Source organism: Sphingomonas sp. S2M10 (assembly GCF_012650175.1).
Classification (GTDB): Bacteria; Pseudomonadota; Alphaproteobacteria; order Sphingomonadales; family Sphingomonadaceae; genus Sphingomonas.
Window position 1 is genome coordinate 13,741 of record NZ_JAAILI010000086.1, and the last position, 25,536, is coordinate 39,276.

General features: G+C 68.5%; 21 protein-coding genes. 10 read left to right on the plus strand and 11 right to left on the minus strand.

Annotated elements, in window-relative coordinates:
- Positions 1-36 precede the first annotated feature (36 nt).
- Together S2M10_RS21070 and S2M10_RS21075 are read right to left on the minus strand one after the other, a co-directional pair.
- Positions 37-645: an outer membrane lipoprotein carrier protein LolA gene (locus S2M10_RS21070; protein WP_168847825.1), complete on the minus strand. Its 609-nt coding sequence runs from the start codon at positions 643-645 to the stop codon at positions 37-39.
- Positions 646-744: 99 nt separating this feature from the next.
- Positions 745-3,132, minus strand: a complete 2,388-nt coding sequence (locus tag S2M10_RS21075) for a DNA translocase FtsK (RefSeq protein WP_168847826.1) — start codon at positions 3,130-3,132, stop codon at positions 745-747.
- A 302-nt stretch (positions 3,133-3,434) separates the two neighbouring features.
- Between S2M10_RS21075 and S2M10_RS21080 the strand changes: the two genes are divergently transcribed.
- From S2M10_RS21080 to S2M10_RS21090, 3 genes are all read left to right on the plus strand, one after another.
- Positions 3,435-4,505, plus strand: coding sequence for a Gfo/Idh/MocA family oxidoreductase (locus S2M10_RS21080; RefSeq protein WP_168847827.1), 1,071 nt, complete (start codon positions 3,435-3,437; stop codon positions 4,503-4,505).
- Entirely contained in the window at positions 4,502-5,848 is a 1,347-nt protein-coding gene (locus S2M10_RS21085) for a Gfo/Idh/MocA family oxidoreductase (RefSeq protein WP_211091208.1), read from the plus strand. Before S2M10_RS21080 ends, S2M10_RS21085 begins: the two co-directional genes overlap by 4 nt.
- A gap of 80 nt (positions 5,849-5,928) precedes the next feature.
- On the plus strand, positions 5,929-7,146 hold the full coding sequence (locus tag S2M10_RS21090) for a UbiH/UbiF/VisC/COQ6 family ubiquinone biosynthesis hydroxylase (protein WP_168847828.1): 1,218 nt from the start codon (positions 5,929-5,931) through the stop codon (positions 7,144-7,146).
- Here S2M10_RS21090 and S2M10_RS21095 read toward each other — a convergent pair.
- Entirely contained in the window at positions 7,136-7,351 is a 216-nt protein-coding gene (locus S2M10_RS21095; protein WP_168847829.1) for a DUF2007 domain-containing protein, read from the minus strand. The genes S2M10_RS21090 and S2M10_RS21095 overlap by 11 nt on opposite strands.
- 52 nt (positions 7,352-7,403) lie before the next feature.
- On the opposite strand from S2M10_RS21095, the gene S2M10_RS21100 reads away from it, so the two are divergent.
- Entirely contained in the window at positions 7,404-7,649 is a 246-nt protein-coding gene (locus tag S2M10_RS21100) for a type II toxin-antitoxin system CcdA family antitoxin (protein ID WP_010542665.1), read from the plus strand.
- The gene (locus S2M10_RS21105; RefSeq protein ID WP_168847830.1) at positions 7,649-7,945 is read left to right on the plus strand and encodes a CcdB family protein; all 297 of its coding nucleotides are present in this window, start codon (positions 7,649-7,651) and stop codon (positions 7,943-7,945) included. Before S2M10_RS21100 ends, S2M10_RS21105 begins: the two co-directional genes overlap by 1 nt.
- Here S2M10_RS21105 and tldD read toward each other — a convergent pair whose 3' ends face one another.
- Together tldD and S2M10_RS21115 are read right to left on the minus strand one after the other, a co-directional pair.
- Positions 7,946-9,373 (minus strand): metalloprotease TldD, encoded by a 1,428-nt coding sequence (gene tldD, locus S2M10_RS21110; protein WP_168847831.1) that lies wholly within the window; start codon positions 9,371-9,373, stop codon positions 7,946-7,948. It abuts the gene before it with no gap.
- A gap of 49 nt (positions 9,374-9,422) precedes the next feature.
- The gene (locus S2M10_RS21115) at positions 9,423-9,653 is read right to left on the minus strand and encodes a zinc-finger domain-containing protein (RefSeq protein ID WP_168847832.1); all 231 of its coding nucleotides are present in this window, start codon (positions 9,651-9,653) and stop codon (positions 9,423-9,425) included.
- A 67-nt stretch (positions 9,654-9,720) separates the two neighbouring features.
- Here S2M10_RS21115 and S2M10_RS21120 point away from each other — a divergent pair, with 67 nt between their 5' ends.
- Positions 9,721-10,638: an ABC transporter ATP-binding protein gene (locus S2M10_RS21120; RefSeq protein ID WP_168847833.1), complete on the plus strand. Its 918-nt coding sequence runs from the start codon at positions 9,721-9,723 to the stop codon at positions 10,636-10,638.
- Positions 10,639-10,643: 5 nt separating this feature from the next.
- On the opposite strand, the gene S2M10_RS21125 is transcribed toward S2M10_RS21120, so the two are convergent.
- Positions 10,644-11,060 carry a hypothetical protein gene (locus S2M10_RS21125; protein ID WP_168847834.1) on the minus strand — a complete coding sequence of 139 codons (417 nt, stop codon included), beginning with the start codon at positions 11,058-11,060 and terminating at the stop codon, positions 10,644-10,646.
- A gap of 331 nt (positions 11,061-11,391) precedes the next feature.
- Complete coding sequence (locus S2M10_RS21130; RefSeq protein WP_168847835.1) at positions 11,392-12,285, minus strand: PHB depolymerase family esterase; 894 nt, start codon at positions 12,283-12,285, stop codon at positions 11,392-11,394.
- 269 nt (positions 12,286-12,554) lie between these two features.
- Between S2M10_RS21130 and nadB the strand changes: the two genes are divergently transcribed.
- The 4 genes from nadB (at position 12,555) to S2M10_RS21150 (ending at position 19,868) form a co-directional block, all read left to right on the plus strand.
- Positions 12,555-14,159: an L-aspartate oxidase gene (gene nadB / locus S2M10_RS21135; protein WP_168847836.1), complete on the plus strand. Its 1,605-nt coding sequence runs from the start codon at positions 12,555-12,557 to the stop codon at positions 14,157-14,159.
- A 283-nt stretch (positions 14,160-14,442) separates the two neighbouring features.
- Entirely contained in the window at positions 14,443-15,552 is a 1,110-nt protein-coding gene (locus tag S2M10_RS21140; protein ID WP_348770656.1) for a serine hydrolase, read from the plus strand.
- A 54-nt stretch (positions 15,553-15,606) separates the two neighbouring features.
- On the plus strand, positions 15,607-18,363 hold the full coding sequence (gene polA / locus S2M10_RS21145) for a DNA polymerase I (RefSeq protein ID WP_168847837.1): 2,757 nt from the start codon (positions 15,607-15,609) through the stop codon (positions 18,361-18,363).
- Positions 18,360-19,868, plus strand: a complete 1,509-nt coding sequence (locus S2M10_RS21150; protein WP_168847838.1) for an oligosaccharide flippase family protein — start codon at positions 18,360-18,362, stop codon at positions 19,866-19,868. Before polA ends, S2M10_RS21150 begins: the two co-directional genes overlap by 4 nt.
- Positions 19,869-20,093: 225 nt before the next feature.
- Here the strand turns inward: S2M10_RS21150 and purH are convergent, their stop codons facing one another.
- The 4 genes from purH to S2M10_RS21170 form a co-directional block, all read right to left on the minus strand.
- Positions 20,094-21,662, minus strand: a complete 1,569-nt coding sequence (gene purH / locus S2M10_RS21155) for a bifunctional phosphoribosylaminoimidazolecarboxamide formyltransferase/IMP cyclohydrolase (protein WP_168847839.1) — start codon at positions 21,660-21,662, stop codon at positions 20,094-20,096.
- Between the two features lie 40 nt (positions 21,663-21,702).
- Positions 21,703-23,433: a heparinase II/III family protein gene (locus S2M10_RS21160; RefSeq protein WP_168847840.1), complete on the minus strand. Its 1,731-nt coding sequence runs from the start codon at positions 23,431-23,433 to the stop codon at positions 21,703-21,705.
- On the minus strand, positions 23,430-24,086 hold the full coding sequence (rpe, locus tag S2M10_RS21165) for a ribulose-phosphate 3-epimerase (protein ID WP_168847841.1): 657 nt from the start codon (positions 24,084-24,086) through the stop codon (positions 23,430-23,432). Before rpe ends, S2M10_RS21160 begins: the two co-directional genes overlap by 4 nt.
- A gap of 130 nt (positions 24,087-24,216) precedes the next feature.
- Positions 24,217-25,497, minus strand: a complete 1,281-nt coding sequence (locus S2M10_RS21170; protein ID WP_168847842.1) for a transcription antitermination factor NusB — start codon at positions 25,495-25,497, stop codon at positions 24,217-24,219.
- Positions 25,498-25,536 lie beyond the last annotated feature (39 nt).

Consider the following 25,536-nt stretch of genomic DNA (forward strand, 5'->3'; position numbering starts at 1 on the left):
CCTGTCGCTTGGATGAACGATTGCACAGATTCGTCGTTAATGTGTGCGGCCCTGCGAGCGCGGGTCGGTCCAGCGGAAGCTCGAATCGGCGACCGGCGCGTTGAAGCGTTGGTTGCTCAACCGGATCGTGGTGCGGTTGTTCTGCGCATCGAGCGCGACCCAGCCCTGCAGCTTGAGGCCCGCCGGCGCGGCGGCGTCCTTCTGGAACACCAGCGTGATCCGGCCATATTCCGGGTGCTTGGTGTCGTGCACTTCCACCGATACGACGCGCGGATCTGCGGTGGGCTTCACCGTCGCATAGCTGCTCATGTCGCGGTTCGGATCGAGCAGCACCCGCAGCGGCGAATTGCCGATCGGCCAGCGCTGCACCTGGCGCACCTGATAATCGATGAAATAGAGGCTGTTGCCGTCCGCCACGATCAGCTGCGGTACGCCCTTTTCGTACTGAAAGCGGATCTTGCCGGGGCGCTTCAGCGTCATCGTGCCGGTGAGGACCTTGCCGTTGCGGTCCTCCTGGCTGAACGCGGCGGTCATGCTGGCGACGGCCTTCAGATGCTGCTGGACCTGGTCGAGCTCGGGTGCCGGGGCAGCCGCCACGAGCAGCGGAGCGGCGAGAAGCGACAAGGCCAAGGAACGGGAAAACACGAGGGAAGTCTCCGAATTGCTGATCGCCCGGGTAGCGGGCGGGGCTTGAACGGGCTGTGAACCCGTACCCCACCCGATTCGATCCCGTTACGGCTTGCCTTAGAGCGGCCGTCCGTCGGTATCCATCAGCACCTCGCGGCGGCCGACATGGTCGGGCTTGGAGACGAGATTCTCGCGCTCCATCCGCTCGATCAGCCGCGCAGCGGAGTTGTAGCCGACGCGGAGCTGGCGTTGCAGCCACGAGGTGGAGGCCTTCTGGCTCTCCGCCACCAGCTGGACCGCGCGGCGATAGGTCTGCTCCTCGGGGCTGTCCTCGCCATCGGGTGCGCCTTCCAGCGTGAAGCCGCCGTCCTCGGGCTCCTCGGTGACCGCCGAGATATAGTCCGGTGCACCCTGCGCCCGCCAGAAATCGGTGACCGCTTGGACCTCGTCGTCGCTCACGAACGGCCCATGGACGCGGGTGATGCCCTTGCCGCCGGACATGTAGAGCATGTCGCCCTTGCCCAGCAGCTGCTCGGCGCCCTGTTCGCCCAGGATGGTGCGCGAATCGATCTTCGAAGTGACGTGGAAGCTGATCCGCGTCGGCAGGTTGGCCTTGATCACGCCGGTGATGACGTCGACCGAGGGGCGCTGCGTCGCCATGATCAGGTGGATGCCAGCGGCGCGCGCCTTCTGCGCCAGCCGCTGGATCAGGAATTCGACTTCCTTGCCCGCGGTCATCATCAGGTCGGCGAGCTCGTCGACGATGACGACGATCAGCGGCAGCACCTGCAGGTCGAGCGTTTCTTCCTCGTAGATCGGCTTGCCGGTCTCGGGGTCGTACCCCACCTGCACCTTGCGGCCGAGCGTCTGGCCCTTGGCCTTGGCGGTGCGCACCTTGTCGTTGTAGCTCGCCAGGCTGCGGACGTTGACCGAGGCCATCATCCGGTAGCGATCCTCCATCTGCTCCACCGCCCATTTGAGCGCGCGCACCGCCTTGGGCGGATCGGTCACGACATCGGCGAGCAAATGGGGGATGTCCTTGTACATGCTGAGTTCCAGCATCTTCGGATCGATCATGATCAGCCGGCACTGCTCGGGCGTCAGCCGGTAGAGCAGCGACAGGATCATGCAGTTCAAGCCCACCGACTTGCCCGAGCCGGTGGTGCCCGCGACGAGCAGATGCGGCATCGGCGCCAGATCGGCGATCACCGGCTCGCCGGCGATGTTCTTGCCGAGCACCACCGGCAGGGTGGCGCCCTGTTCCTCGAACTGCTGGCTGCCGATCAGCTCGTGCAGGCTCACGCCTTCGCGCGTCGCATTGGGCAGCTCGATGCCCATCACGGTGCGGCCGGGGATGGTGGCGACACGGGCGGAGATCGCGCTCATGTTGCGGGCGATGTCGTCGGCCAGCTGGATGACCCGGCTGGCCTTGATGCCGCTCGCCGGCTCCAGCTCGTACATGGTGACCACGGGGCCGGGACGGACCTCGACGATCTCGCCCTTCACATGGAAGTCCTCGAGCACGCTTTCGAGCAGCCGAGCGTTGCGCTCCAGCGCGGCCTTGTCGACCGTCGCGGTGCGGTTCGCCGGCGGCGGAGTCAGCAGGTCGAGCGGGGGCAGCTGGTAGCTGTCCTTGAAGTCGAGCGCGGCCTGGACCGGCGGCTTGGCGCGGGCGGGCGCGGTGGAAACGGTGCGGTCGGCGATCACCGGGCCGGGGCGGTTGTCCGGCACCACCACGCGGCGCGGCTCGGCGACGCGGGGGGGATCGCGATCGAAGGGCAGGTCGTCATCCTCGTCTGGTGCTTCATCGAACGCCGCCACCGTCTGCGTCTTCGCGCGGAAGCTCGGGCCCTCCGCAGCGGTCACGATCCGTTCCTCGCCGGTGCTGCGGGTAAAGCGCGGCAGGCGAAACAGGCGGGTGGGGGAGGTGAACTCCAGCCGCATCCACCACAGCCACAATCCCCCGAGCACCAGCAGCAGCCCGATGCCGCGGCCGACCCAGAAGGACACGGCCGGGTCTCCGGCGAGCCCGATCAGCCAGTCGACGCCGCCGGCAGCCGAGAGCCCGATCAGACCGCCCATGCCGGCGGGCAGCCGCCAGTCGAGCGGCAGCGACCAGTCGAAATGGAGCAGCCCCAGCCCGATCGCGGCGAGCGCCGCAGCGACGCCTGCGCTGCCAATCATCCGGCGCGGTCGCTCGATCGGGCGGTCGACCATCATCCGGTGCGCGGCAAGCAGCCCGACGGGGGCGAGCAGCAGCACGGGCAGGCCAGCCACTGTGTAGAGAATGTCGGCGATCCAGGCACCTACCGGACCCAACCAGTTGCGCGCCGGCCCCGCCGATGCGGTGTTCAGCGCCGGATCGGAGGCGTGATAGCTCACCAGGGCCAGCACGATCGCGACGGTGGCGGCGAACAATGCCGTGCCCGCCAGAACAAATCCGCCGCGGCGGACGCCTGCCTTCATCGTGTCGCGCCAGTGCGGCGCTTCTGCGCGGGACGCCATCGTCCAGCCTCCGGATCTGCAAGGAAAAGGTCGTGGAATCATCGCGCCTGCGGACTCCGGCGTCAAGGCGGAGGGCCCACGGCACGCACGGTTGCAGGAGCGCGCCTGCCACCGAATATTTTGCAGCGCAGCAAGTTCTTCCCTGCTATGGCGATAAAGAACCGCGGGTTGGAATCGACGCGCCTGCGGGACATGTCGAGGGTCGTTGCCGTTGGTGGAGACCGCGACAAAGAGTATCTGCAGCTGGACCGAACTTGGTCGGCCGCAGCCGACACGCGGCTACGACGTTGGGGGATGCAGTAGTGGAAACACGTTGGGCTATATTCGGCACCGGTGGCATTTCGGCGAAGTTCGTCTCCGGACTTGGCCACGCGAAGGGCGCCAAACCGCAGCTGGTCGTCTCGCGCAGTGCCGAATCGGGGGGGCGCTTCGCCAAAGCCTTCGGCATTCCGGAGGTGATCGCGGGCTATGACAGCATCACCGCCGCGTCGCCGTTCGATGTCGCCTATATCGCCACTCCGCCGTCCGAACATGCGCGTCACGCGATCACCTGCATCGAGGCCGGCAAGGCGGTGTTGATCGAGAAGCCGTTCGCATCGTCGGTTGCAGAAGCACGTCGCATCGCCGACGCCGCCCGCGCGCACGGCGTGTTCTGCATGGAAGCGATGTGGACCCGCTTCAATCCCGCCGCCCGCCGCCTGCGCGATCTCGTCCGCGACGGCGCGGTCGGCGAGGTGCGGCAGGCGCACGGCGAATTCTGCTTCACCAACGAACCCGACGTGGCGAACACCAGCTTCGATCCGCAGCGCGGGGGCGGCGCGCTTGCCCAGCTCGGCGTCTATCCGATCTCGCTGCTCCACTGGCTGTTCGGCGCGCCCGAGGGCGTGGAAGCGTTCGGCCGGATCGGCGATACCGGCGTCGAGGAAGATGCGGCGATCAGCCTCCGCTTTGCCGGCGGGGTGGTGGCGACGGTCAATACCAGCCTGCGCGCGCTCGGCGACAATGGCCTGCGCATCGGCGGCACGCATGGCAGCATCGCGTTCGAAGGCCCGATCTTCCGCCCCTATGGCGTGCGGGTCCAGCGGATGACCCCGCGCCGGAAAGGGAGCGACAGCGGGCTCGGCCGCAAGGCGCTGCTCCGCGAACAGGGGCTGCCGCAAAAGCTTTCGCAGATTCACGGTCTGCTGACGCGCGGCGGCAAGGTCGACCGGCAGCTGTTCGCCGGCAACGGCTATCATTATCAGGTCGAGGAAGTCGGCCGCTGCCTCGCCGCGGGGCTTCAGGAGAGCCCGGAGATGACGCTGGCGGACAGCATCGCGGTGATGGAAACCATGGACACAGTGCGCGAACGGATCGGGGGACAGGGCAAATGAAGATGCAGGGCGAAAGCATGGGCAAGACGGGCGTGGCGATCATCGGCTGCGGCTACGTGTTCGACCATTACATGACCACCGCCTGGGCGCATCCGGAGATCGACGTGCGCGGCGTGTACGACATCGATCTGGCGCGCTCGGCCAAGGTCTCCGACTATTACGGCTTCTCGGTCTATCCCGATCTCCAGGCGATCCTCGACGATCCGGCGGTAACGTTGGTGCTCAACCTCACCAGCATCGAGGCGCATTTCGAGCTCACCCGCGCGCTGCTCGAGGGCGGCAAGAACGTCTATTCGGAAAAGCCGCTCACCACCGATCTGGAGGAGGCGCGCACGCTGTTCCGTATCGCCGAGGAACGCGGGCTCGTCCTGTCGAGCGCGCCGTGCAACTTCCTCAGCGACAGCGTCCAGACGATGTGGAAGGCAGTGCGCGACGGCGCGATCGGCAAGCCGCTGCTGATCTATGCCGAGTTCGACGACAACCCCATCTACCTGATGAAGCCGGAGACCTGGCGCAGCCGCACCGGCGCGCCCTGGCCCTATATCCATGAATATGAGATGGGCTGCACCTTCGAGCATGTCGGCTACCATCTGGTGTGGATGCTGGCGATGTTCGGCCCGGTGCGTTCGGTCACCGCCTTCTCCAAGGTGGTGGTCCCGCACAAGACCGACCAGCCGATGCACCCGGCGGACACGCCCGATTTCTCGGTGGCGACGCTCGATTTCGTCAGCGGCGTAACCGCGCGCGTCACCTGCAGCATCGCGGCGCCGGCCGACCACCGCATGCGCGTGATCGGCGACGAGGGCGAGTTGAGCACCGATACCTATCGGCATTACCAGTCGCCAGTGTTCCTCGAGCGCTTCTCGCAGCTCAGCCTCAACGCCCGCAAGGCGCGCAGCCTGCGGCTCCAGCCGCTGTTCGGCCGCGGCTTCGGCGTCGGCGGGCGGGTGCTGCCCTTCGTGCGCCACTGGAAGTCGTTCGCGACGATGCGCGCCAATGCCGCGGGCAAGACCTCGTTCTTCAAGAAGCTGGTCGCCGGCGCCAAGCGCCGCGAGGTCGGCGCGCAGGACAAGATGCTCGGCGTGGCGGAAACGGCGCGCGCGCTGCGGATGGGCGAGCCGTGCCCGATCCCGCCCGATTTCATCCTCCACGTGACGGAACTGACGCTGGCGATCCAGGGCGCGGGCACGATGGGCGGCGCGGTGGCGCTGACCACGAGCTTCGTGCCGTTCGAGCCGATGGCCTCCACCAAGGCCGATCCGCGCAACTATCGCGACAGCTATTCGCCGGGCTTCCTCGCCAAGCGGATGGACGGCATGATCGAGCGGCTGCACCAGCATTGATCGCGCGCAGGTGCAGGGGTTTGCCGCCCCTGCACCTGTTGACGGCTGGCAGGCGCGTGCGAACCTGCTAGGGCAGGGCCATGGACCAGGCGGACATTCTCATCCTCGGCGGCGGGCTGGTCGGCAGCGCGCTCGCAACGGCGCTCGATGCGCATGGCATCAGCTCGATCGTGATCGATCCGGCGGACCCGGAAACCATCCTCGGCGCGAGCTTCGACGGCCGCGCCTCGGCGATCGCGAGCGCGCCGATGCGGATGTTCGACGCGATCGGCGTCGCCGGGCGTCTGGCGGGGAAGGGCTGCCCGATCGAGGGCATCCGCGTCTCCGACGGGCTGGAACCCGGCAAGCTCGATTTCGCGCCCGATGCCGATGACGGCGCGCTCGGCCACATGTTCGAAAACCGCGTGCTGCGCACCGCGCTGTTCGAAGCCGCGCAGGCGGCCCCGTTGGCGGACGTGCGGATGCAGACGCGTGCGGTGTCGGTGGAGCGCGGGCCGCACGGCGTGGTCGCGACGCTCGATTCGGGCGCCACGGTGCGCGCGCAGCTGGTGATCGCGGCGGAGGGGCGCAACTCGCCCACCCGCGATTCGGCCGGCTTCAAGGTCGCGCGCTGGACCTACGACCATGCCGCGATGATCGCGACGCTCAATCACGAGCGGTCCCACGAGAACATCGCCTACGAGATCTTCTATCCGCAGGGCCCGTTCGCGATCCTGCCGCTGCTCGACGACGAAAACGGCCATCGCTCGGCGGTGGTGTGGACCGTCCATGCGCGCGACGCGGCGGCGATGCACAAGATTTCCGACCGCGCCTATCTGGCCGAGGCGGAGAAGAAGATGGGCGGGTTTCTGGGGAAGCTCGGGCCGCTGTCGTCGCGCTCTTCCTACCCGCTCGGCTTCCACCACGCCGCCTGGATCACGGCCGAGCGGCTGGCGCTGGTCGGCGACGCCGCGCACGGCATCCATCCGATTGCGGGGCAGGGCGTCAATGTCGGTTTCCGCGACGTGGCGACGCTGGTCGAGGTGCTGGTCGACGGCAAGCGCCTGGGGCTCGACATGGGCGATCCCGAGCTGCTCGCCCGCTACCAGCGCTGGCGCGGGCTCGACACCTTCATGGTGGCGCTGGCGACCGACGGGCTCACCCGGCTGTTCGGCATCCCCGGCGCATTGCCCAATGCGGTGCGGCGCTTCGGCCTGTCGGCGGTCGACAAGCTGCCGCCGCTCAAGTCCTGGTTCATGGGCGAAGCGCGCGGCGAGAGCGGCGACGTGCCCAAGCTGCTCCAGGGGATTACGGCATAGGGCCACCGGCCGCGTCAACAATGGTGCGCGCGGCGGCGAGGTCTTCGTCGTCGACCATCACCCGTACCGGGATCAGCAGATAGCTGCCATCGGCGATGCTCGCGCCGGCATCGAACACGAAGCTGGGGATGTCCTCATCCTCTAGCCGACCCTGGACGATAAAGGCTTCCTGCCGGTTGAACCGGCCGAGTTCGACAAGGGCCATGGCGGCGTCTCCCGGCGTTGACGCGCATGGGGCATGCGCATAGCTTGGCTTCATGAAGCACGATCCGATCGCGTCCGGCAAGCGCAAGGCGGTCAACCTGTCGCTCGACACGGGCGTGGTGGCTGCTGGGCGCGAAGTGGGCCTGAATCTCTCGCAAGTCTGCGAAGCCGCGATCCGCGCCGCCGCCAAGGCCGAGCGCGATCGGCGCTGGCAGGAAGAGAATCGCGAATGGGCCGAAGCCCATAACCGCTGGGTTGAAGAGAACGGATTGCCGCTCGAGCGCTATCGTCTGTTCTGATGGCCCAGTTCGACGTGCATCGGCTGGCGGGCGGCGGCCTGGTGATCGATTGCCAGGCTGACGACTTGGCCACGATCGGTACGCGCTTCGTCATTCCGCTCGCCAAGCCCGGCGAAAGTGCACCGACCACGCCGCGTTTGCATCCGCACTTCGACGTGAACGGCGAGACCTTGGTCCTGATGACGGAATTCGCCGCCGCGATCCGCACCGCCGAACTGCGCGAGCGGGTCGGATCACTAGCCGAGGAGCGTTTCCGCGTCCTCGGCGCGATCGACGTGCTTACCGGCAGCGGCTGATCACGCCGCCGTTCCGCCCACCGTCAGCCCTTCCACCAGCAGCGTCGGCTGGCCGACGCCGGCGGGGACCGACTGGCCGCCCTTGCCGCACATGCCCACGCCTTCGTCGAGGGCGAAGTCGTTGCCGATGCCAGTGACGCGGTGGAGCACGGTCGGGCCGTCGCCGATCAGCGTCGCGCCCTTGATCGGGGCGCCCAGCGTGCCATTCTCGATGAGGTAGGCCTCGGTGCACGAGAAGACGAACTTGCCCGAGACGATGTCGACCTGCCCGCCGCCGAAGCTCTTGGCATAGATGCCCTTCTTGACGCGGGCGAGCAGCTCGGCGGGATCGTCCTTGCCGCCCTTCATGAAGGTGTTGGTCATCCGCGGCATCGGCGCGTGCTGGAAGCTTTCGCGGCGGCCGTTGCCGGTCGGCTCGACGCCCATCAGCCGGGCGTTCAAGCGGTCCTGCATATAGCCCTTGAGGATGCCGTCCTCGATCAGCACCGTCTCGCGCGTCGGCGTGCCCTCGTCGTCGATCGAGAGCGAGCCGCGGCGATCGTGGATCGAGCCGTCGTCGACCACGGTCACGCCGGGTGCCGCGACGCGCTCGCCGATCCGGCCCGAAAAGGCGCTGGTGCCCTTGCGGTTGAAGTCGCCTTCGAGGCCATGGCCCACCGCCTCGTGGAGCAGCACGCCGGGCCAGCCGGGGCCGCACAGCACGGTCATGTCGCCGGCCGGGGCCGCGACCGCATCGAGATTGACCAGCGCCTGCGCCAGCGCCTCGTCGATCGCGCGGTTCCAGGTCTCGGGCTGGAAGAGGCGGTCATAGACGACGCGCCCGCCGGTGCCGAAGCTGCCCGTTTCGCGGCGCCCGTTCTGCTCGACCACCACCGAGACGTTGAGCCGCACCAGCGGCCGTACATCGGTGGCGACGAAACCGTCCGCGCGCACCACCTCGACCACGCTCCACTGGCCGGTCAGGCTCACCGACACCTGCTTGACCCGCGGATCGCGCGCGCGGGCGGCGGCGTCGATCGTCTGGCAGAGGTTCACCTTGTCGGCGAACGGCACCAGTTCGAGCGGATCGGCATCGGTGTAGAGGTGGCGGTTGTTGCCCTGCGGCGGGGGCGCCTTGCCCTGCTTGGCCGGATCGATCAGCGCCATCGTCTCGGCGGCGCGGCGAATCGCGGCGGCGCTGATCTCGTTGGCATGGGCGAAGGCCGTCGTTTCGCCCGAGACCGCGCGCAGGCCGAAGCCCGACTGCGTGTCATAGGCGGCGGTCTTCAGCCGGCCGTCGTCGAAGCCGAACGCCTCGGACTTGCGATATTGCAGATAGAGCTCGCCATCCTCTGCCTGGCCCAGCGCATCGGCGGTCAGGCGAACGGCAGCGTCGGGATCGAGCCCGTCGCGATAGAGGAAGGCGCGGGGATCGGTGGGAATGCTCATCCCACAGATATAGGAGGCGCGTGCGCAGAGTCACGCGCTCCCGCGACGATCAGATGCTGGCGCCTGCCGGATGATCGGGCAGCTGGCTCTGGTCGGCGCCGTCGGCGGGGCCGCCGATCAGCACGAAGCGGCGGTCGCAATAGCCGCAATCGACATAGCCGCTCTCGTCGATCTGCAGATAGACGCGCGGGTGGCCGAGCGCGGCCGGCAGGCCGGGGCCGGTGCCGTCACAGGCGACGCGGGGCTGGGCGGTGCGGAGGACTTCGGGCGGAGCGATCATGTCCCGCGCCTTAGCAAAGCGCGCGGGGGCTCGCAATCGGATGCGCAGGGTCTTAAAGCTGCCGGCCATGACCCAGGCTGCGATCGCGATCGACACTCTCTGCAAGACCTATTCCGGCGGCAAGCGCGCGCTGGACGGGGTGAGCTTCGAGGTGCCGCGCGGGCAGATCTTCGGGCTGCTCGGCCCCAACGGCGCGGGCAAGTCGACGCTGATCAACATTCTGGCAGGGCTGGTCAACAAGACCGACGGCAAGGTTGCGATCTGGGGCTTCGACATCGACGCGCACCCGCGCAACGCCAAGGCGAGCATCGGCATCGTCAACCAGGAGATCCTGTTCGATCCCTTCTTCACGCCCAAGGAGACGCTGGAGATCCAGGCGGGCCTGTACGGCGTGGCCAAGGACAGGTTCGACGCGATGGCGCTGCTCCGCGCGGTGCATCTGGAAGACAAGGCCAATGCCTATTCGCGCACGCTCTCGGGCGGCATGAAGCGGCGGCTGATGGTCGCCAAGGCGATGGTGCACTCCCCGCCGATCATCGTGCTCGACGAGCCGACCGCGGGCGTCGACGTGGAACTGCGCCAGCAGCTCTGGGCCTATGTGAAGCAGCTCAACCAGCGCGGCGTGACGGTGGTGCTGACGACGCACTATCTCGAAGAGGCCGAGGAGCTGTGCGACCGCATCGCGATCATCAACCACGGCCAGCTGATCGCCAACAAGCCGACGCGGGAATTGGTCGGCATGGCGCAGGAGAAGGTGGTCGAGGTGACGGTGGACCGCGACATCGTGGCGGCGCCGGACAATGCCTGCTTCCAGAAGGTGGAGCTGAAGGGCGAGCGCGTGCTGGTGATCACCTACCGCAAGGACCAGGCCAATGCCGGCGAAGTGCTGGGCGCGGTGCAGGCGGCGGGGCTGGGGATCGTCGACGTGTCGACCCGCGAGGCGGATCTGGAGGATGTGTTCCTGAATTTGACGCGGGCGGCGTAGGAACCTCAATCTACCAGCGGCGATATCGGTGGATCGCTTGCCTTGAAACGGATTTCGGCCCCCTTCGCGGAGGGCAGCTGCTTGAAGACACGTGCTTTGGAAGCATAGGCAACGGACAGTTTGCCGGGCGCTGACCAAACAACGCTCGTCCAAATCGCGCCACCGCCTCCATCTAAGGCGGCTCCGTGATCGCTGTCCGCGACGAAAATCTCCGTCGCTGCTGCCTGAGGCTCCGTAGCGCGGCCAACGCTGATCACGGTCGCGTAATCAGATGTTGCGCCACAGTTGCGAACAGACGTGACCGCAACCCTATCACCTCCAATATCCCGAGCAACGTGCAACGTTTCCGACGAGCACAGCGCATCCGTGCCGCAGCCGCTAAGAAGCGGCATCGAGAAGCAGCAAAGAAGCAGGTGCTTCATCACCGGGCGCTCTCGACGTGAGAGGCGATCGTGCCCTCGCCAATGAAGCGGCCGTCCCAGAGATAGAAGCGTCCCGCTTGTCTGAAGACGGGTAGCGCGCTTTCAGGCGTCAGAAAGACGAATCCCAGGCGCCGCCGCTCTCCCGGATGCATGGGCTGGTCCCGCAGTAGGAGAAGGGCATCCCAGCCAGAATAGGGTCGGTCTCTGCTCGTCATCAGGATGCAGCCGAAGCCAGGAAGGGCAGGCCCAGTTTTCCCGCCATTGGCGGTTTCGTAGAGCCACACGTCCGCTACGAGCTGCGGCTCGGCGTCCCGCTGAACGTCAATCCTGCTCACCGGCGGTGCTTCGCGAAGAAGGCCCACATTGCCTCATTGTCCGCCACCCAGACATGGCCCGCGCCGTGCTTCACCCGACCGGCCACGTCCGCGCCGCCCGAGCAGCGGCTGAATCGCTCCTCCTTCACCTCCGCTGAAACCTCGCGCTCCACCGGCCCCACGCGGCACCCGTTCAGGTCCGCCCAGCGCACCAGCGCGGTGTGCATCGTGTATTGCCAATAGCCGGCGCCGCCGCCCTGAATCGGGTTGGTGGTGTCGGCATCACCGGCGAAGGCGAGCACCGGCATCGGCCGCGACGGCGTGCAGGTCGCCGGATCGGGGACGCGGGGCAGGTCCTTGCGCGGATTGCCGGCGCGCAGGCCCACCACCGGCGCGATCGCCGCGAAGCGGTCCGCTGCGACGCAGCCGAGCCACGAGGTCATCCGCCCGCCGCCCGAATAGCCGGTGGCGTAGATCCGCGCGCGGTCCACGCAGCCCTTGGCCGCAAGCTGGTCGATTGCGGTCTGCACGAAGGCGACGTCGTCGGCGTCGTCCGGGCCGGGGATCTTGCCGGTCACCGTCGGTACGCCGGGGATGTTCCACACGAATCCGCCCTCCGCCGGGATGCCGCCATCGGGTGCGGCGAGGAGGAAGCCGTGCCGGTCCGCGGTCGCCTCCAGTTTCGACTGGGCGAGGATGTCGCGGCCCTTGCCGGTGCTGCCGTGGAACACGAACACCAGCGGCAGCCGCGCCGCGCTGCGACCGGCGGGCACATGCACCAGCATCGATCGCCCGGTGCCCTCGATCGACACCGGCACCGTCGTCCCCGCTGGCCCCAGCCGACACGCCGCCGCCTGCGCCGAGCCGCTGCCGAACAGCATCGCCACGCCGATCCACCAACCTAACCGCATCTGCTTCTCCTTCGCTAACCCTTCTACAGGGATACGAGACGAACGACATCCGCCGCCCCACCCGTCATCCCGGCGAAAGCCGGGATCCATTCGCCTCTCGGCCGTAGCAAGAACCGATAGGGAGACCCCAATGGACCCCGGCTTTCGCCGGGGTGACGATTTGGGGCGTAGCGACGGGTTCTTATCCTTGCGACCTGATAGGTGGCGCAAGGGTAGGGATTGCGGAACCCGCCGCTTGCGCGCTTTAAGCGCCGCAAAGGAGTGCCTCTTTGTCCGATACCAATCACCAAAGCGATGTCCTGGTCCTCGGTTCCGGCGCGGCGGGGCTCACCACCGCGCTCCATCTGGCGGACCGGTTCAAGGTGACGGTGCTGGCCAAGGGCGGCTTTGCCGAGGGCTCGACCGCCTGGGCGCAGGGCGGCATCGCCGCGGTGCTGGAAGAGGGCGACACCTTCGAAAGCCATATCGAGGACACGATGGTCGCCGGCGCCGGCCTCAACGACCGCGCGACCGTCGAGATGGTGGTGGAGAACGCGCCCGCGGCGATCGAGCGGCTGGTCCAGCTTGGCGTTCCCTTCAACACCGAGGGCAATGCGCTGCACCTCACCCGCGAGGGCGGCCATAGCCACCGGCGCATCGCGCATGTCGACGATGCTACGGGCCTCGCCGTGCAGACCGCGCTCCTCCGCGCCGCGCAGGCGCATCCGAACATCACTTTGGTGCCCGACATGGTGGTGATCGACCTCGCCACCAGCCGGCACGAACTCCGCTATTCGGGCGCGGGCAATGTCTGGGGCGTCTATGCCTTCAACCGCGCGACCAACCGCGTCGAGCTGTTCACCGCCCGCGCGACCGTGCTGGCGACCGGCGGGGCGGGGCGCACCTATCTCTTCTCCACCGCCCCGCGCGGCGCGACCGGGGACGGCATCGCGATGGCGTGGCGCGCGGGCTGCCGCATCTCGAACATGGAGATGATGCAGTTCCACCCGACCTGCCTCTACAATCTCGACGTCAAGAATTTCCTGATCACCGAAGCCGTGCGCGGCGAAGGCGGGCATCTGCTGCTGCCCCCCGAAGCGGGCGACGAGGCGGGCCACCGCTTCATGCCCGATTTCGATTCGCGGCTGGAGCTGGCCCCACGCGATATCGTGGCGCGGGCGATCGACCATGAGATCAAGCGTCTCGGCCTCGACTATGTCCATCTCGACATCAGCCATATGGGGCCGGAGTTCGTCCGCCACCATTTCCCGACCATCCATCACCGGCTGCTCGACCTCGACATCGACATGACCAAGGAGCCGATCCCGGTGGTCCCCGCCCAGCATTACACCTGCGGCGGCGTGATGATCGATCGCGACGGGCGTACCGACCTGCCGGGGCTCTATGCGGCGGGCGAGGTGAGCCAGTCGGGGCTGCACGGGGCCAATCGCCTCGCGTCCAACTCGCTGCTCGAATGCTTCGTGTTCGGCGAGGCGGTGGCGAATCACATCGCCGCGCATTGGGGCGACCTGCCGCCGCCGCCGGCGATCCGGCCGTGGGACGAGAGCCGGGTGACCGATTCCGACGAGGAAGTCGTCATCAAGCAGAACTGGACCGAGATCCGCCGCTTCATGTGGAACTATGTCGGCATCGTGCGGACCACCAAGCGGCTGGAGCGCGCCGCGCACCGGATCAAGCTGCTGCGCGAGGAAGTCGCCGACTATTACGGCCATTTCCGCGTCACCCCCGACCTGATCGAGCTGCGCAATCTGCTGGAAAGCGCCGACCTGATCGTCCGCTCCGCGCTCCATCGCAAGGAGAGCCGGGGGCTGCACTACACGCTCGACTATCCGGAGACGGCGACCGAGGCGGTGGATACGGTGCTGGTGCCTTGAATCGGCAGCGGTCCTTGCCCCCACGCTGCCCCACCCTCACCCGTCATCCCCGCGGAGGCGGGGATCCATTCGCCTGTGCGGTTGAAGCAGACGCCGCGCCGGCACGGCCAATGGATTCCCGCCTCCGCGGGACTGACGAAGGGCGTGGGGTGCGCGCGATCCTGCCTTCACATCTCGTCGCTCAGGTGACTCGCTTCGTCGCATTGCGGGAATCCCGCGCTTTGCCACCTTTAGGGGCAGGCACATGATGGAGTTGGGCAAGAGGTTGGTTGCGGTGCGTAAAATCCGGTTCTCCAAGGTCGAGCGTGCGCTGACCGTCGCCGGGCTGGGTCCGGCGGTACTGCTCGGCTGCGCCGTCCACGAACATCCCGAACTCGCCGCCTATCTGCCGGCGCCGAACTATGGCGTGCTGGTGCCGATTCCCCGCGCCCAGGCGGCCCCCCTCCCGGAAGTGCCGCCGCCCCCCGGCCTGGTGAACCGCCTTTCCGACATCGCGCATAATTTCGACGGCGTGGTCGGCATCGCGGTGACCAGCGTCGACCGCAACTGGACCGCCTCGCAGGGCGGCGCGCGCAAGCTGCCGCAGCAGAGTGTGTCCAAGCTGTGGGTCGCGATGACCGTGCTCGATCAGGTCGATCAGGGCCGCATCCGCCTGAACGATCCGCTGGTCATCACCCGCGCCGATTTCACGTTGTTCCACCAGCCGGTCGCCTCGCTGGTCAAGGGCGACCAGGGCTATCAGAGCACGGTCGGCGAGATCCTGCGCCGCGCGCTGACGATGAGCGACAATACCTGCAACGACAAGCTGCTGCGCCTGGTCGGCGGGCCGCCGGCGGTGCGCTCGTTCATCGCGCGCAACGCACTCGGCTCGATCCGCTTCGGACCCGGCGAGAAATTGCTCCAGCTCGGCACCTCGGGGCTGGCGGCGTGGAAGCCCGAATATTCGATGGGCAACACCTTCGCGGTGGCCCGCGCGCAGCTGCCGCGCGAGACCCGCGTCGCCGCCTATCAGCGCTATGTCGCCGATCCGCCCGACGGCGCGGCGCCGCTCGCCATCGCCGGCGCGCTCGCGCGGCTCAAGCGCGGCGAGCTGCTCTCGCCGGTCTCGACCCAGTGGCTCATCGCGACGATGCAGGCCTCGCACACCGGCAAGTACCGCCTGCGCGGCGCGCTGCCGCCGGGCTGGCAGCTCGCCCACAAGACCGGCACCGGCCAGGACCTGTTCGGCCGTACCGCAGGCTATAACGACGTGGCGCTGCTCACCGCGCCGGACGGCCGTTCCTATGCGCTGGCGGTGATGATCGGCGACACGCCGCGGCCGATCAACGAGCGCCAGCTGCTCATGCAGGGTGTGGTGCGCGCAATCGTCGCCGAGCACCAGCTGGGCGCCTGAAAACTAGCGGTTCGGCGGGATGACGGCGGCGCGGCGCGCTGCTATCTCCCGCCCATGCCCCATCTCTATCTCGTCGACGGCTCCAGCTACATCTTCCGCGCCTATCACCGGCTGCCGCCGCTGACCAACAAGCATGGCGAGCCGGTGGGGGCGGTGTACGGCTACACTTCGATGCTGTGGAAGCTGGCAGACGAACTCCACAAGGCCGACGGGCCGACCCACATGGCGGTGATTCTCGACAAGTCCGAGCACACCTTCCGCAACGATCTCTACGACCAGTACAAGGCGCACCGCCCGCCCGCGCCCGAAGATCTGGTGCCCCAGTTCCCGATGATCCGCGACGCTACGCGCGCGTTCAGCCTGCCGTGCATCGAGGAGCTGGGCTGGGAGGCCGACGACCTGATCGCCAGCTATACCAAGGCCGCGCTGGCGCAGGGGTGGCAGGTGACGATCGTCAGTTCCGACAAGGATCTGATGCAGCTGATGACCGATCCGTCGGTCGACATGCTCGACACGATGAACAACAAGCGAATGGGCCCGGACGACACCCGCGAGAAGTTCGGCGTCGGCCCGGAGAAGCTCGGCGAAGTGCTCGCGCTGATGGGCGACAGCGTCGACAACGTCCCCGGCGTGCCGGGCGTGGGCCCCAAGACCGCCGCCAAGCTGATCCTCGAACATGGCGATCTCGAATCGGTGCTCGCCGCCGCGCCGGGCATGAAGAAGGGCAAGCTGCGCGACAATCTGATCGAGCATGCCGATCTCGCGCGGCTGAGCCACAAGCTTGTCACGCTCGCCTGCGACGTGCCGCTGCCCGAGCCGCTCGACGCGCTCGAACTGCAGGGCATCCCCGATGCGCCGCTGCGCGCCTTCCTCGAGCATCACGGCTTCAAGACGCTGCTGTCGCGCCTGTCCTCGGTCGCCGATGCGCCGGTCGAGGTGCACGAGGCGCCGGGTGTCGAGGAAGACCCGCCCTGCAACCACGACGGCTATGAGACCGTCACCGATCTCGACGCGCTCGATCGCTGGATCACCGTCTCGCGGCACCAGGGCTGGGTGGCGATCGATACCGAGACGACCGGGCTCGATGCGACCCAGGCCGATCTCGTCGGCGTCAGCATGGCGCTGGCGCCCAACCTTGCCTGCTATATCCCGCTCGGCCATGGCGGGACGGACATGTTCGCCGAGAAGCCCGAGCAGATCGACCGGGCCGAGGCGCTCGCCCGCCTGAAGCCGCTGCTGGAGGACCCCGCCGTCCTCAAGATCGGCCACAACCTCAAATACGACATGATCGTGCTGGGCCGTGCCGGCATCCGCGTCGCGCCCTATGACGACACGATCGTGATGAGCTTCGATCTCGATGCCGGCCTGCACGGCCACGGCATGGACGAGCTCGCCGCCACGCATCTCGCGCATAGCTGCATCGCCTACAAGGACGTGGTCGGCACCGGGAAGAGCCAGCTCAATTTCGGCCAGGTCGATCTCAAGGCGGCCACCCGCTACGCCGCCGAGGATGCCGACGTGACGCTGCGGCTGTGGCGCCGGCTCAAGCCCCGCCTCGCCTATGAGAGCGTGACCCGCGTGTATGAGAGCGTCGACCGCCCGCTGGTGTCCGTGCTGGCGGAGATGGAAAGCACCGGCATCAAGGTTGATGCCGCGGTGCTGGCCAAGCTCTCCTCCGACTTCGCGCAGCAGATCGGGTCGCTGGAGGAAGAGATCCACGCCATCGCCGGGTTCAAGTTCACCATCGGCAGCCCCAAGCAGTTGGGCGACGTGCTGTTCGACAAGATGGGGATTAAGGGCGGCCGCAAGGGCAAATCGGGCGTCTATTCCACCGACGTCAACGAGCTGGAGCGCATCGCCGCCGACAAGGACTCGCCCGGCCGCGAAATGGTGCTCAAGGTGCTCGACTGGCGCCAGCTCTCCAAATTGAAGTCGACCTACACCGATGCGCTGCAGGCGCAGATCAACCCGCACACCGGCCGCGTTCACACCAGCTACAGCCTTACCGGCGCGCAGACCGGGCGGCTCTCCTCGACCGACCCCAACCTGCAGAACATTCCGGTACGCACCGAGACCGGCCGCCAGATTCGCGACGCCTTCGTGGCGGAGCCTGGCAACGTCATCCTCTCGGCCGACTATTCGCAGATCGAGCTGCGCCTCGCCGCGCACATTGCCGATGTGCCGGCGCTGCGCACCGCGTTCGCGAACGGCGACGACATCCACAGCCTGACCGCGATGGAGCTGTTCGGGGGAGTGAATCGCGACACGCGCGGCCGCGCTAAGACGATCAACTTCGCGATCCTCTACGGCATCTCGCGCTGGGGCCTGGCCGGCCGTCTCGACGTGACGCCGGACGAGGCGCAGGCGATGATCAACCGCTATTTCGAGCGCTTCCCCGGTATCAATCGCTATATCGCCGACACGCTGCGCGAGGCGAAGGAGCGCGGCTACACCACCACGCTGTTCGGCCGGAAGACCCACTTTCCCCGGCTCAAGGCCTCCAACCCCAACGAGCGGGCGGGCAGCGAGCGCGCCGCGATCAACGCGCCGATTCAGGGCACCAGCGCCGACATCATCAAGCGCGCCATGACCCGCATGGTCCCGGCGCTGCGCGAGGCGGGGCTGGATAAGGTCCGCATGCTCCTCCAGGTGCACGACGAACTCGTATTCGAGCTGCCCGAGGGCGATGTCGAAGCCGCGCGGCCGATCATCGAGCGGGTGATGGCCACCGCCGCCGAACCGGCGATCCAGCTCACCGTACCGCTGGGCGTGGAGATCGGCGTCGGGCCCAGCTGGGGCGCCGCGCATTGAGCGAGGCGGGGGCGTCGCAGGACATCAACGCGCTCGCCAAGGGCGGGCGCACCAATATGCTGGGCTTCATCATCCGGTTGGTCGCGCGGTTGCCCTTCCTGTTCATCGCCGGCCGCGCCTATGGCCCGGAGATTGTCGGCCGTTATGCGATCGCGGTGCTGGTCATCGAATTTGTCGCGCTGGTGGCGACGCTGGGGCTCAAGCGCGGGCTCGCCCAGGCGCTGTCGAGCACCAGCCGGCCGCACAGCCATGTCGTGTGGGATGCGATGGTGGTCGCGCTCGTCGCCTCACTGCTCGCCAGCGGCATCCTCGTGCTATTCCCCCAGGCGCTGTTTCCCAACAGCGCGGTGATGGGGCTGGAGCGGCTGCTGCCGCTGGTGGTGATCGCGACCGCGCTGTCCGACGTATCGCTCTCCGCATTGGCCTATCGCCACAATATCGGCGCCTCGGTAACCGCGCGGGCGATCATCGAGCCCTGGACGATCAGCATCGCCGCCTGGGCCTTTTCCTTCGTCTCGGCGCGCGACGGGCTGCTGATGGCCTATGTGCTGTCGATGTGCGCAGCGCTGGTCGCCTCGATCGTGCCGTTCGTGCGCAGCTATGGCCTGCCGGTCGGCTGGCGGCCGCAGACGGCGGAAATCTGGGAGCTGGCGCGCCGCAATGCGCCGCTGGCGGGGGCCGACGCGATCGAATGGGCGACGCGCAACGTCGATCGCTTCATCCTCGGCCTGCTGTTCGCGCCCTCGGTCGTCGGCATCTATTACATGGCGCAGCAGGTCGCCTCGGTGCCGCAGCGGCTGAAATCGAGCTTCGACCCGATCCTGGGGCCGGTGATCACCCAGAGCCTCGCCGCCGGGGACCGCCAGGCGGTGGCGCGGCAGGTGCGGCAGGTCGGCTTCTGGATTCTTTGCGCGCAGGCGGGGCTGGCGGTGATGTTCTCGATTCCCGCCGAGGGGATCATGGGCCTGCTCGGCCGCGAATTCGTGATCGGATCGGCGGTGCTGTGCATCCTGCTCTTCGCCGAGGTGCTCGCCTCGCCCGGCGCGGTGTGCGAGACGGCGCTGATCTATATCGCCCGGCATACCAATCTGGCGATCTCGATCGGCGTGCTGATGCTGCAGATCGGCCTGAGCTTCGCACTGATCTTCATCGCGCGGGGGCAGGGCTGGCCGGTGCCAGTCCAGTCCGCCGCGCCAGCAGTGGCACTGGCGCTGTCGCTGACGATCGGATCTGTGGCGAAGGGGCTGCTGCTCCAGGCCAAGCTTGGCGCGCCGGTGGTGAGCATCCGCCCCAGCTTCTTCGCGGCGATCGCGATCGCGGGGCTGGTGGGCGGCGCCTTCACCTCGCTGCCGCACCGCTTCGAATGGGCGGAGATGAGCCTGGGCATGCCGGCGATGCTGATCACCTTCCTGGTCGTGATCATCCGCTTCGGCTTCGGCCCCGAAGACCGCGCGCTGTTCCGCAAGGTGCCGCGCGCGGAGGCGATGGCGGGCGAGGCCGCCTGAGTGTTTCCTCCCTCCGAGCGAAGCTTCCGGGGGAGGGGGACCGCCGCCGCAGGCGGTGGCGGAGGGTAGCCCCTCCACCGTCATTCCCGCGCAGGCGGGAATCCATTCGCCCGAACGTTCGGGGAAAGAACCGCAGCATCAGCGCCAATGGACCCCCGCCTTCGCGGGGGTCACCCGTAGGTGCTGCAACGCCGCGCCTCAAACCGGGGGCGCGGCGCGCGTGCCTCAATGCCGGAAGTGGCGCATCCCCGTGAACACCATCGCCAGCCCCGCCTCGTCGGCCGCCGCGATGACCTCGTCGTCGCGGATCGAGCCGCCCGGCTGGATCACTGCCGTCGCCCCGGCTTCCACCGCTGCGAGCAGACCGTCCGCGAAGGGGAAGAAGGCGTCCGACGCCACCGCCGAGCCGATCGTGCGCGGGGTCGCCCAGCCGGCCTTTTCGGCGGCGTCCTTGGCCTTCCACGCGGCGATGCGCGCGCTTTCCAGTCGGTTCATCTGGCCGGCGCCGACGCCCGCCGTGCTGCCGTCCTTGGCATAGACGATCGCGTTCGACTTGACGTGCTTGGCCACCGTCCAGGCGAACAGGCAGTCGGCCAGTTCCTGCTCGATCGGCTGGCGCTTGGTGACGACCTTGAGCTGGTCGCGCGTGACGATGCCGTTGTCGCGGCCCTGGACCAGCCAGCCGCCGGCGATCGACTTGGCGAACAGCCCGGCGCGCGCCGGATCGGGCAGTTCGCCGGTGAGCAGCAGGCGGAGATTCTTCTTGGCCGCGAACAGCGCCAGCGCCTCTTCATCCGCATCGGGGGCCACCACCACTTCGGTGAAGATGCCGGTGATCTGCTCGGCCGTCGCGCGGTCGAGCGGACGGTTGACCGCGATGATGCCGCCGAACGCCGAGACGGTGTCGCAGGCGAACGCCTCCGCATAGGCCTCGGCGAGAGTCGCGCCGCTCGCCACGCCGCACGGATTGGCGTGCTTGACGATCACCGCGGTCGGCGGCCCGTCGCGGAATTCGCTGACCAGCTCGAGCGCCGCATCGGCGTCGTTGTAATTGTTGTAGCTGAGTTCCTTGCCCTGCAGCTGGCGGGCCTGGCCGATGCCGCGCGCGGACGGGCCGGTCGCGGCGTAGAAGGCCGCCTGCTGGTGCGGGTTCTCGCCATAGCGCAGCGCCTGGCCACGCTTCAGCGAGATGTTGAGCGTCTCGGGGAAAGCCTCGCCCTGATCGGCAAAGGCGAACCAGCTGGAGATCATCGCGTCATAGGCGGCGGTGGCGGCATAGGCCTTGGCGGCGAACTTGCGGCGCTGGTCCAGCGTGGTCGTGCCGCCCATCACCAGCGCGTAATCGGCCGGATCGGTGACGATCGCCACCGATTCATGGTTCTTCGCGGCCGAGCGCACCATCGAGGGGCCGCCGATATCGATATTCTCGATGATCTCGTCGCGGTCCGCGCCCTTGGCGACGGTCTGGGCGAAGGGGTAGAGGTTGACCACGACGAGGTCGATCGGCGCGATCTGGTGCTCGGCCATCGAGGCCTGATGCCCGGGATTGTCCCGCACCGAGAGCAGGCCGCCATGCACCTTGGGGTGCAGCGTCTTCACCCGGCCGTCCATCATCTCCGGGAAGCCGGTGAGGTCGGAGATGTCGCGGACCTCCAGGCCAGCGTTGCGGAGGGCGGTGGCGGTGCCGCCGGTCGAGACGAGCTCGACGCCCTGGGCGGCCAGCGCCTGGCCGAGTTCGACGATCCCGGTCTTGTCGGAGACCGAGAGGAGCGCGCGGGTGATCTTGATGTCCATGGCCCGCCCCTCTCCCCAATCGGACGCGCCGGGGCAAGCCCTATTTGGACCGGTGGAATACCCAGTTCAGGCTGGCGCCGCCGGCGGGCGTCTCGCCATGGATCACCAGCTGCTGGGTGGCGTGCGGACGGCCGCGCGCGTCGATCCACAGGCTCTCCTCGATCGCCAGCGTGCCGCCCTTGGCGCGGAACTGCCAGAGCGTGCCCGAGGCGGTGCGCAGGATCGCGCCGTGCCCGTCGGCGGTGGGGGAGGCCTCGACCTGCGGGGCGAGGTGGAAGCGCAAGGCGAACGACTTCGAGTCGATCCGCCGCTTGCCCGCGGGGAGCAGCAGATCCTCGCCGCGCAGGTCGCGCCCGTCGTGCGAGAGGGTGAGCTCGCGGCGATGGAGCAAGCCGAAGCGGCGGACATAGCCGTCCTGCGCCGCCTCGATCCGGCTGGCGTGCTCGGTTTCCTGCCGGACCAGCTCGACTTCGCTCACCCCGCGGCCGAGCGTGCCGTCGGCATGGATCGCGGTGGAGTTGCTGTCGCCCAGCGTCAGGGTCGAGTGGGCGGCGGTGGTGCGCAGACCCTGGACCAGCTCGGCGGGGAGGCGGGCATCGGCCGCGCGGCTGCCGCCGCAATTGACGACGATCCGGTCCGCGCCGTCCGAAAGCTCGAAGGCGAGGGTGGAGGCGCAGCCGGTCTGGGCGACGCGGGCGTCGGGCGGGGGCGCTGCGTCGAGGATCAGCACGGTGCCGGCACAGGACAGGCGCTGATAGCCCCAGTCGCGTGCCTGCTTGAGCGGGCGGGTGCGCACCCCGGTGGCCTCGATCGCCTGTTCGATCCACTCGCCGCCGATCGGCGCGCAGCCCTGCCAGCTGGAGAGGCCGCCATCGCCGTGGCACACGCCGAGCAGCGCCGCGACCATCCGGTTGAGCGCACCGAGCACGAAGGCGGGCGGCTCGATGCGGCGGGCGGCGTAGGTCTCGCAGAGCAGGGTGATCAGCTGGATCGCGTCGAGCTGGCCGTCCGGCGAGCGGCCGACGGTGCCGCCATCCTCATAGATGGAGGCCGTGATCGCGCGGTTGAGACCCGCCTCGGCAAAGGCGCGGCGCGGGTCGCCGCCCGGCAGCACCAGCCCGGCGACGGTGAGGCCCGCCCAGGCGGCCAGCCGGGGCACGCCCACCGGCACCTTGTCGGCGCTGCGATCGAGATGCCGGGCACCGCGGGCCAACGCGTGCATCACGCCCGAGCGATAGACCTGGTCGGTCGAGGACAGGATCAGCGGCGCATGCGCCACCCAGGCCAGAATGCGCCGGCCGACCAGATCGGGCCGCCAGGCGGGATCGGCGACCTGCTCGCCATGGACCTTGAGCCAGCGGCGCATCAGGTCCTCGGCAATCGGGGCGCCCTGCTGACGGGTGGCGACGCTGGAGAGGTCGCGCAGCCAAGCAAAGCCCTGAAGATGCTGGGTGAAGCCGGGCGACCAATCGGGCTTGGCAAAATCGAGGCTCTCGACCGCGCGGACCTCGCCGCACAGCCGCAGTTCGCCGTCGAGCAAGGCATTGCCCCGCTGCGGATCGCCGAAGAACGGATCGTCCGCGGCGGTGAGCAGCTTGAGCGGATGCCGGCCCTTCAGTCGCATCGCGTAGAGCGGCGAGCGCCAGGCGAGGCGCTGGAAGCGATCTGCGATGCGGTCGGCCAGCGACAGGCCGCGGTCGCCGCCTACCCGGATCAGCCGCTTGCCTTCCTCGACTCCGTCGGCGGCGGAGTCCGGCACGGACTCGGTCAAGCCCCGCGCAGTGCCGCGATATTGGCGGCGTACTGGCTCGGCCCGCCGGTGAAGGTGGCGGTGCCGGCGACCAGCGCATTGGCGCCGGCGGCGATCGCCTTGGGGGCGGTCTCGCGGTCGATGCCGCCATCGACTTCCAGATCGATCGCGCGGCCGCTCGCCTCGATGCGGCGGCGCAGCTCGGTGATCTTGGGCAGCTGGCTCTCAAGGAACTTCTGCCCGCCGAAACCCGGGTTGACGCTCATCACCAGAATCAGGTCGACCAGGTCCATCACATAATCGACCGCGTCCACCGGCGTGGACGGGTTGAGCACCACGCCGGCGCGCTTGCCCAGCGCCTTGATCGTCTGGAGCGTGCGGTGGAGGTGGGGGCCCGCCTCGGGGTGCACCGAGATCGTGTCCGCCCCGGCCTCGGCAAAGGCGGCGAGCATCGGATCGACCGGCGTGATCATCAGGTGTACGTCGAAATTCTTGGCCGAGTGCGGACGCAGCGCCTTCACCACGGCGGGGCCGATGGTGATGTTGGGCACGAAATGCCCGTCCATCACGTCGACATGTATCCAGTCGGCGCCCGCGGCGTCGATGGCGCGGACTTCCTCGCCGAGCCGTGCGAAATCGGCGGAGAGGATCGAAGGGGCGATGCGGACGGACATGCTCGTCTCCTAGGCAAGGGCTGAGTCGGGCGCAACCGGAGGGCGGGGTGCCCACTGGTTGTGCACGGCTTCTCCACAGGGTTATCCACAGCTTGCTGCGTGACGCAGACGAAGCGCCCCGTGGGTGCGATCAGCGGCGGCGAAACCGGGCGATGAAGAAGCCGTCCAGACCGCCCTGCTCGGCCAGCATGCCGGGCAGCACGCGCACCGAACCGTCCTCCCGGGGCGCGATGCCCGCAGGGAGCTCCTGCGCGGTTGCGGGCACCAGTTCGAACTCGGGATGCGCGGCGAGGAAGGGGGCGAGATGGGCCTCGCCTTCCTTGGGCTCCAGCGAGCAGGTGGCGAAGACCAGCGTCCCGCCCGGCTTCACCCAGGCGGCGGCGCGGTTCAGCAGCTTGGCCTGGAGCTCGGCCATCTCGGTAACCAGCGACGGCCGGACGCGGTGAAGCACGTCCGGGTGGCGGCGGAAGATGCCGGTGGCGCTGCACGGCGCGTCGAGCAGCACCGCATCGGCCGGGGCGGCGGGGCTCCAGCTCAGCAGGTCGGCGGTGACGATCTGCGCATACAGGCCGGTGCGCTCCAGATTTTCGCGGAGGCGGGCAAGGCGATTCTCGGCAACGTCCACCGCGGTCACCTGCCAGCCGGCGGCGGCGAGCTGGAGCGTCTTGCCGCCGGGCGCGGCGCAGAGGTCGAGCGCGGTGCCGGTGCCTGCGCCGATCAGCCGGGCGGGGATCGAGGCGGCGAGATCCTGCACCCACCAGTCCCCCTCGGCAAAGCCGGGAAGGTCGGGGACGCTGGTGCCGGGTTCGAGCCGGGCGTGGCGCGGGGCGAGGCTGGTCGCGCCTTCCACCGTCACGCCGTCGGTCTTCAGGCTGAGGTCGAGCGGCGGCGGCGTCGCGATGGCCTCGCAGGCTGCCTGCACCATTGCCTCGCCCCAATGCGCCTGCCAGCGCAGCGCAACGGGATCGGGCAGAATCGGCAGATCGGGCAGCGTGGCGTTGCCGCGCATCAGCGTGCCGAACACGCCGTGCACCAGCTTGCGCGGGCCGCCATCGACCAGCGGCAGCACCGTCGAGATCGCGGCATGGCCGGGGGTGCCGAGGGCGATGGCCTGGACCAGCGCGATGCGGAGGGCAAAGCGGGCCTTGGCGTCGTCGGGCAGGCGCTGGCGGGTGGCGGAATCGATCAGCGCGTCGAGATCGGGCAGGCGGCGCAGCGCCTCGGCGGCGATGGCGTGGGCCAAGCCGCGGTCGTTCGGCGCGAGCCCTTGCGCAGCGGAGTCGAGCGCCTGTTCCAGCGCCAGGCCGCGGCGCAGCACCGCATCGAGCAGCTTGAGCGCCGCGCGGCGGGCGGGGACGCCGGGGGCATCGGGCTCGGCGCCGGCCGGGCGGCGGGTGGTCGGGCGGGCCATGGTCAGCGCACTCCCATCATATTGTATGCTCGTGCGTGC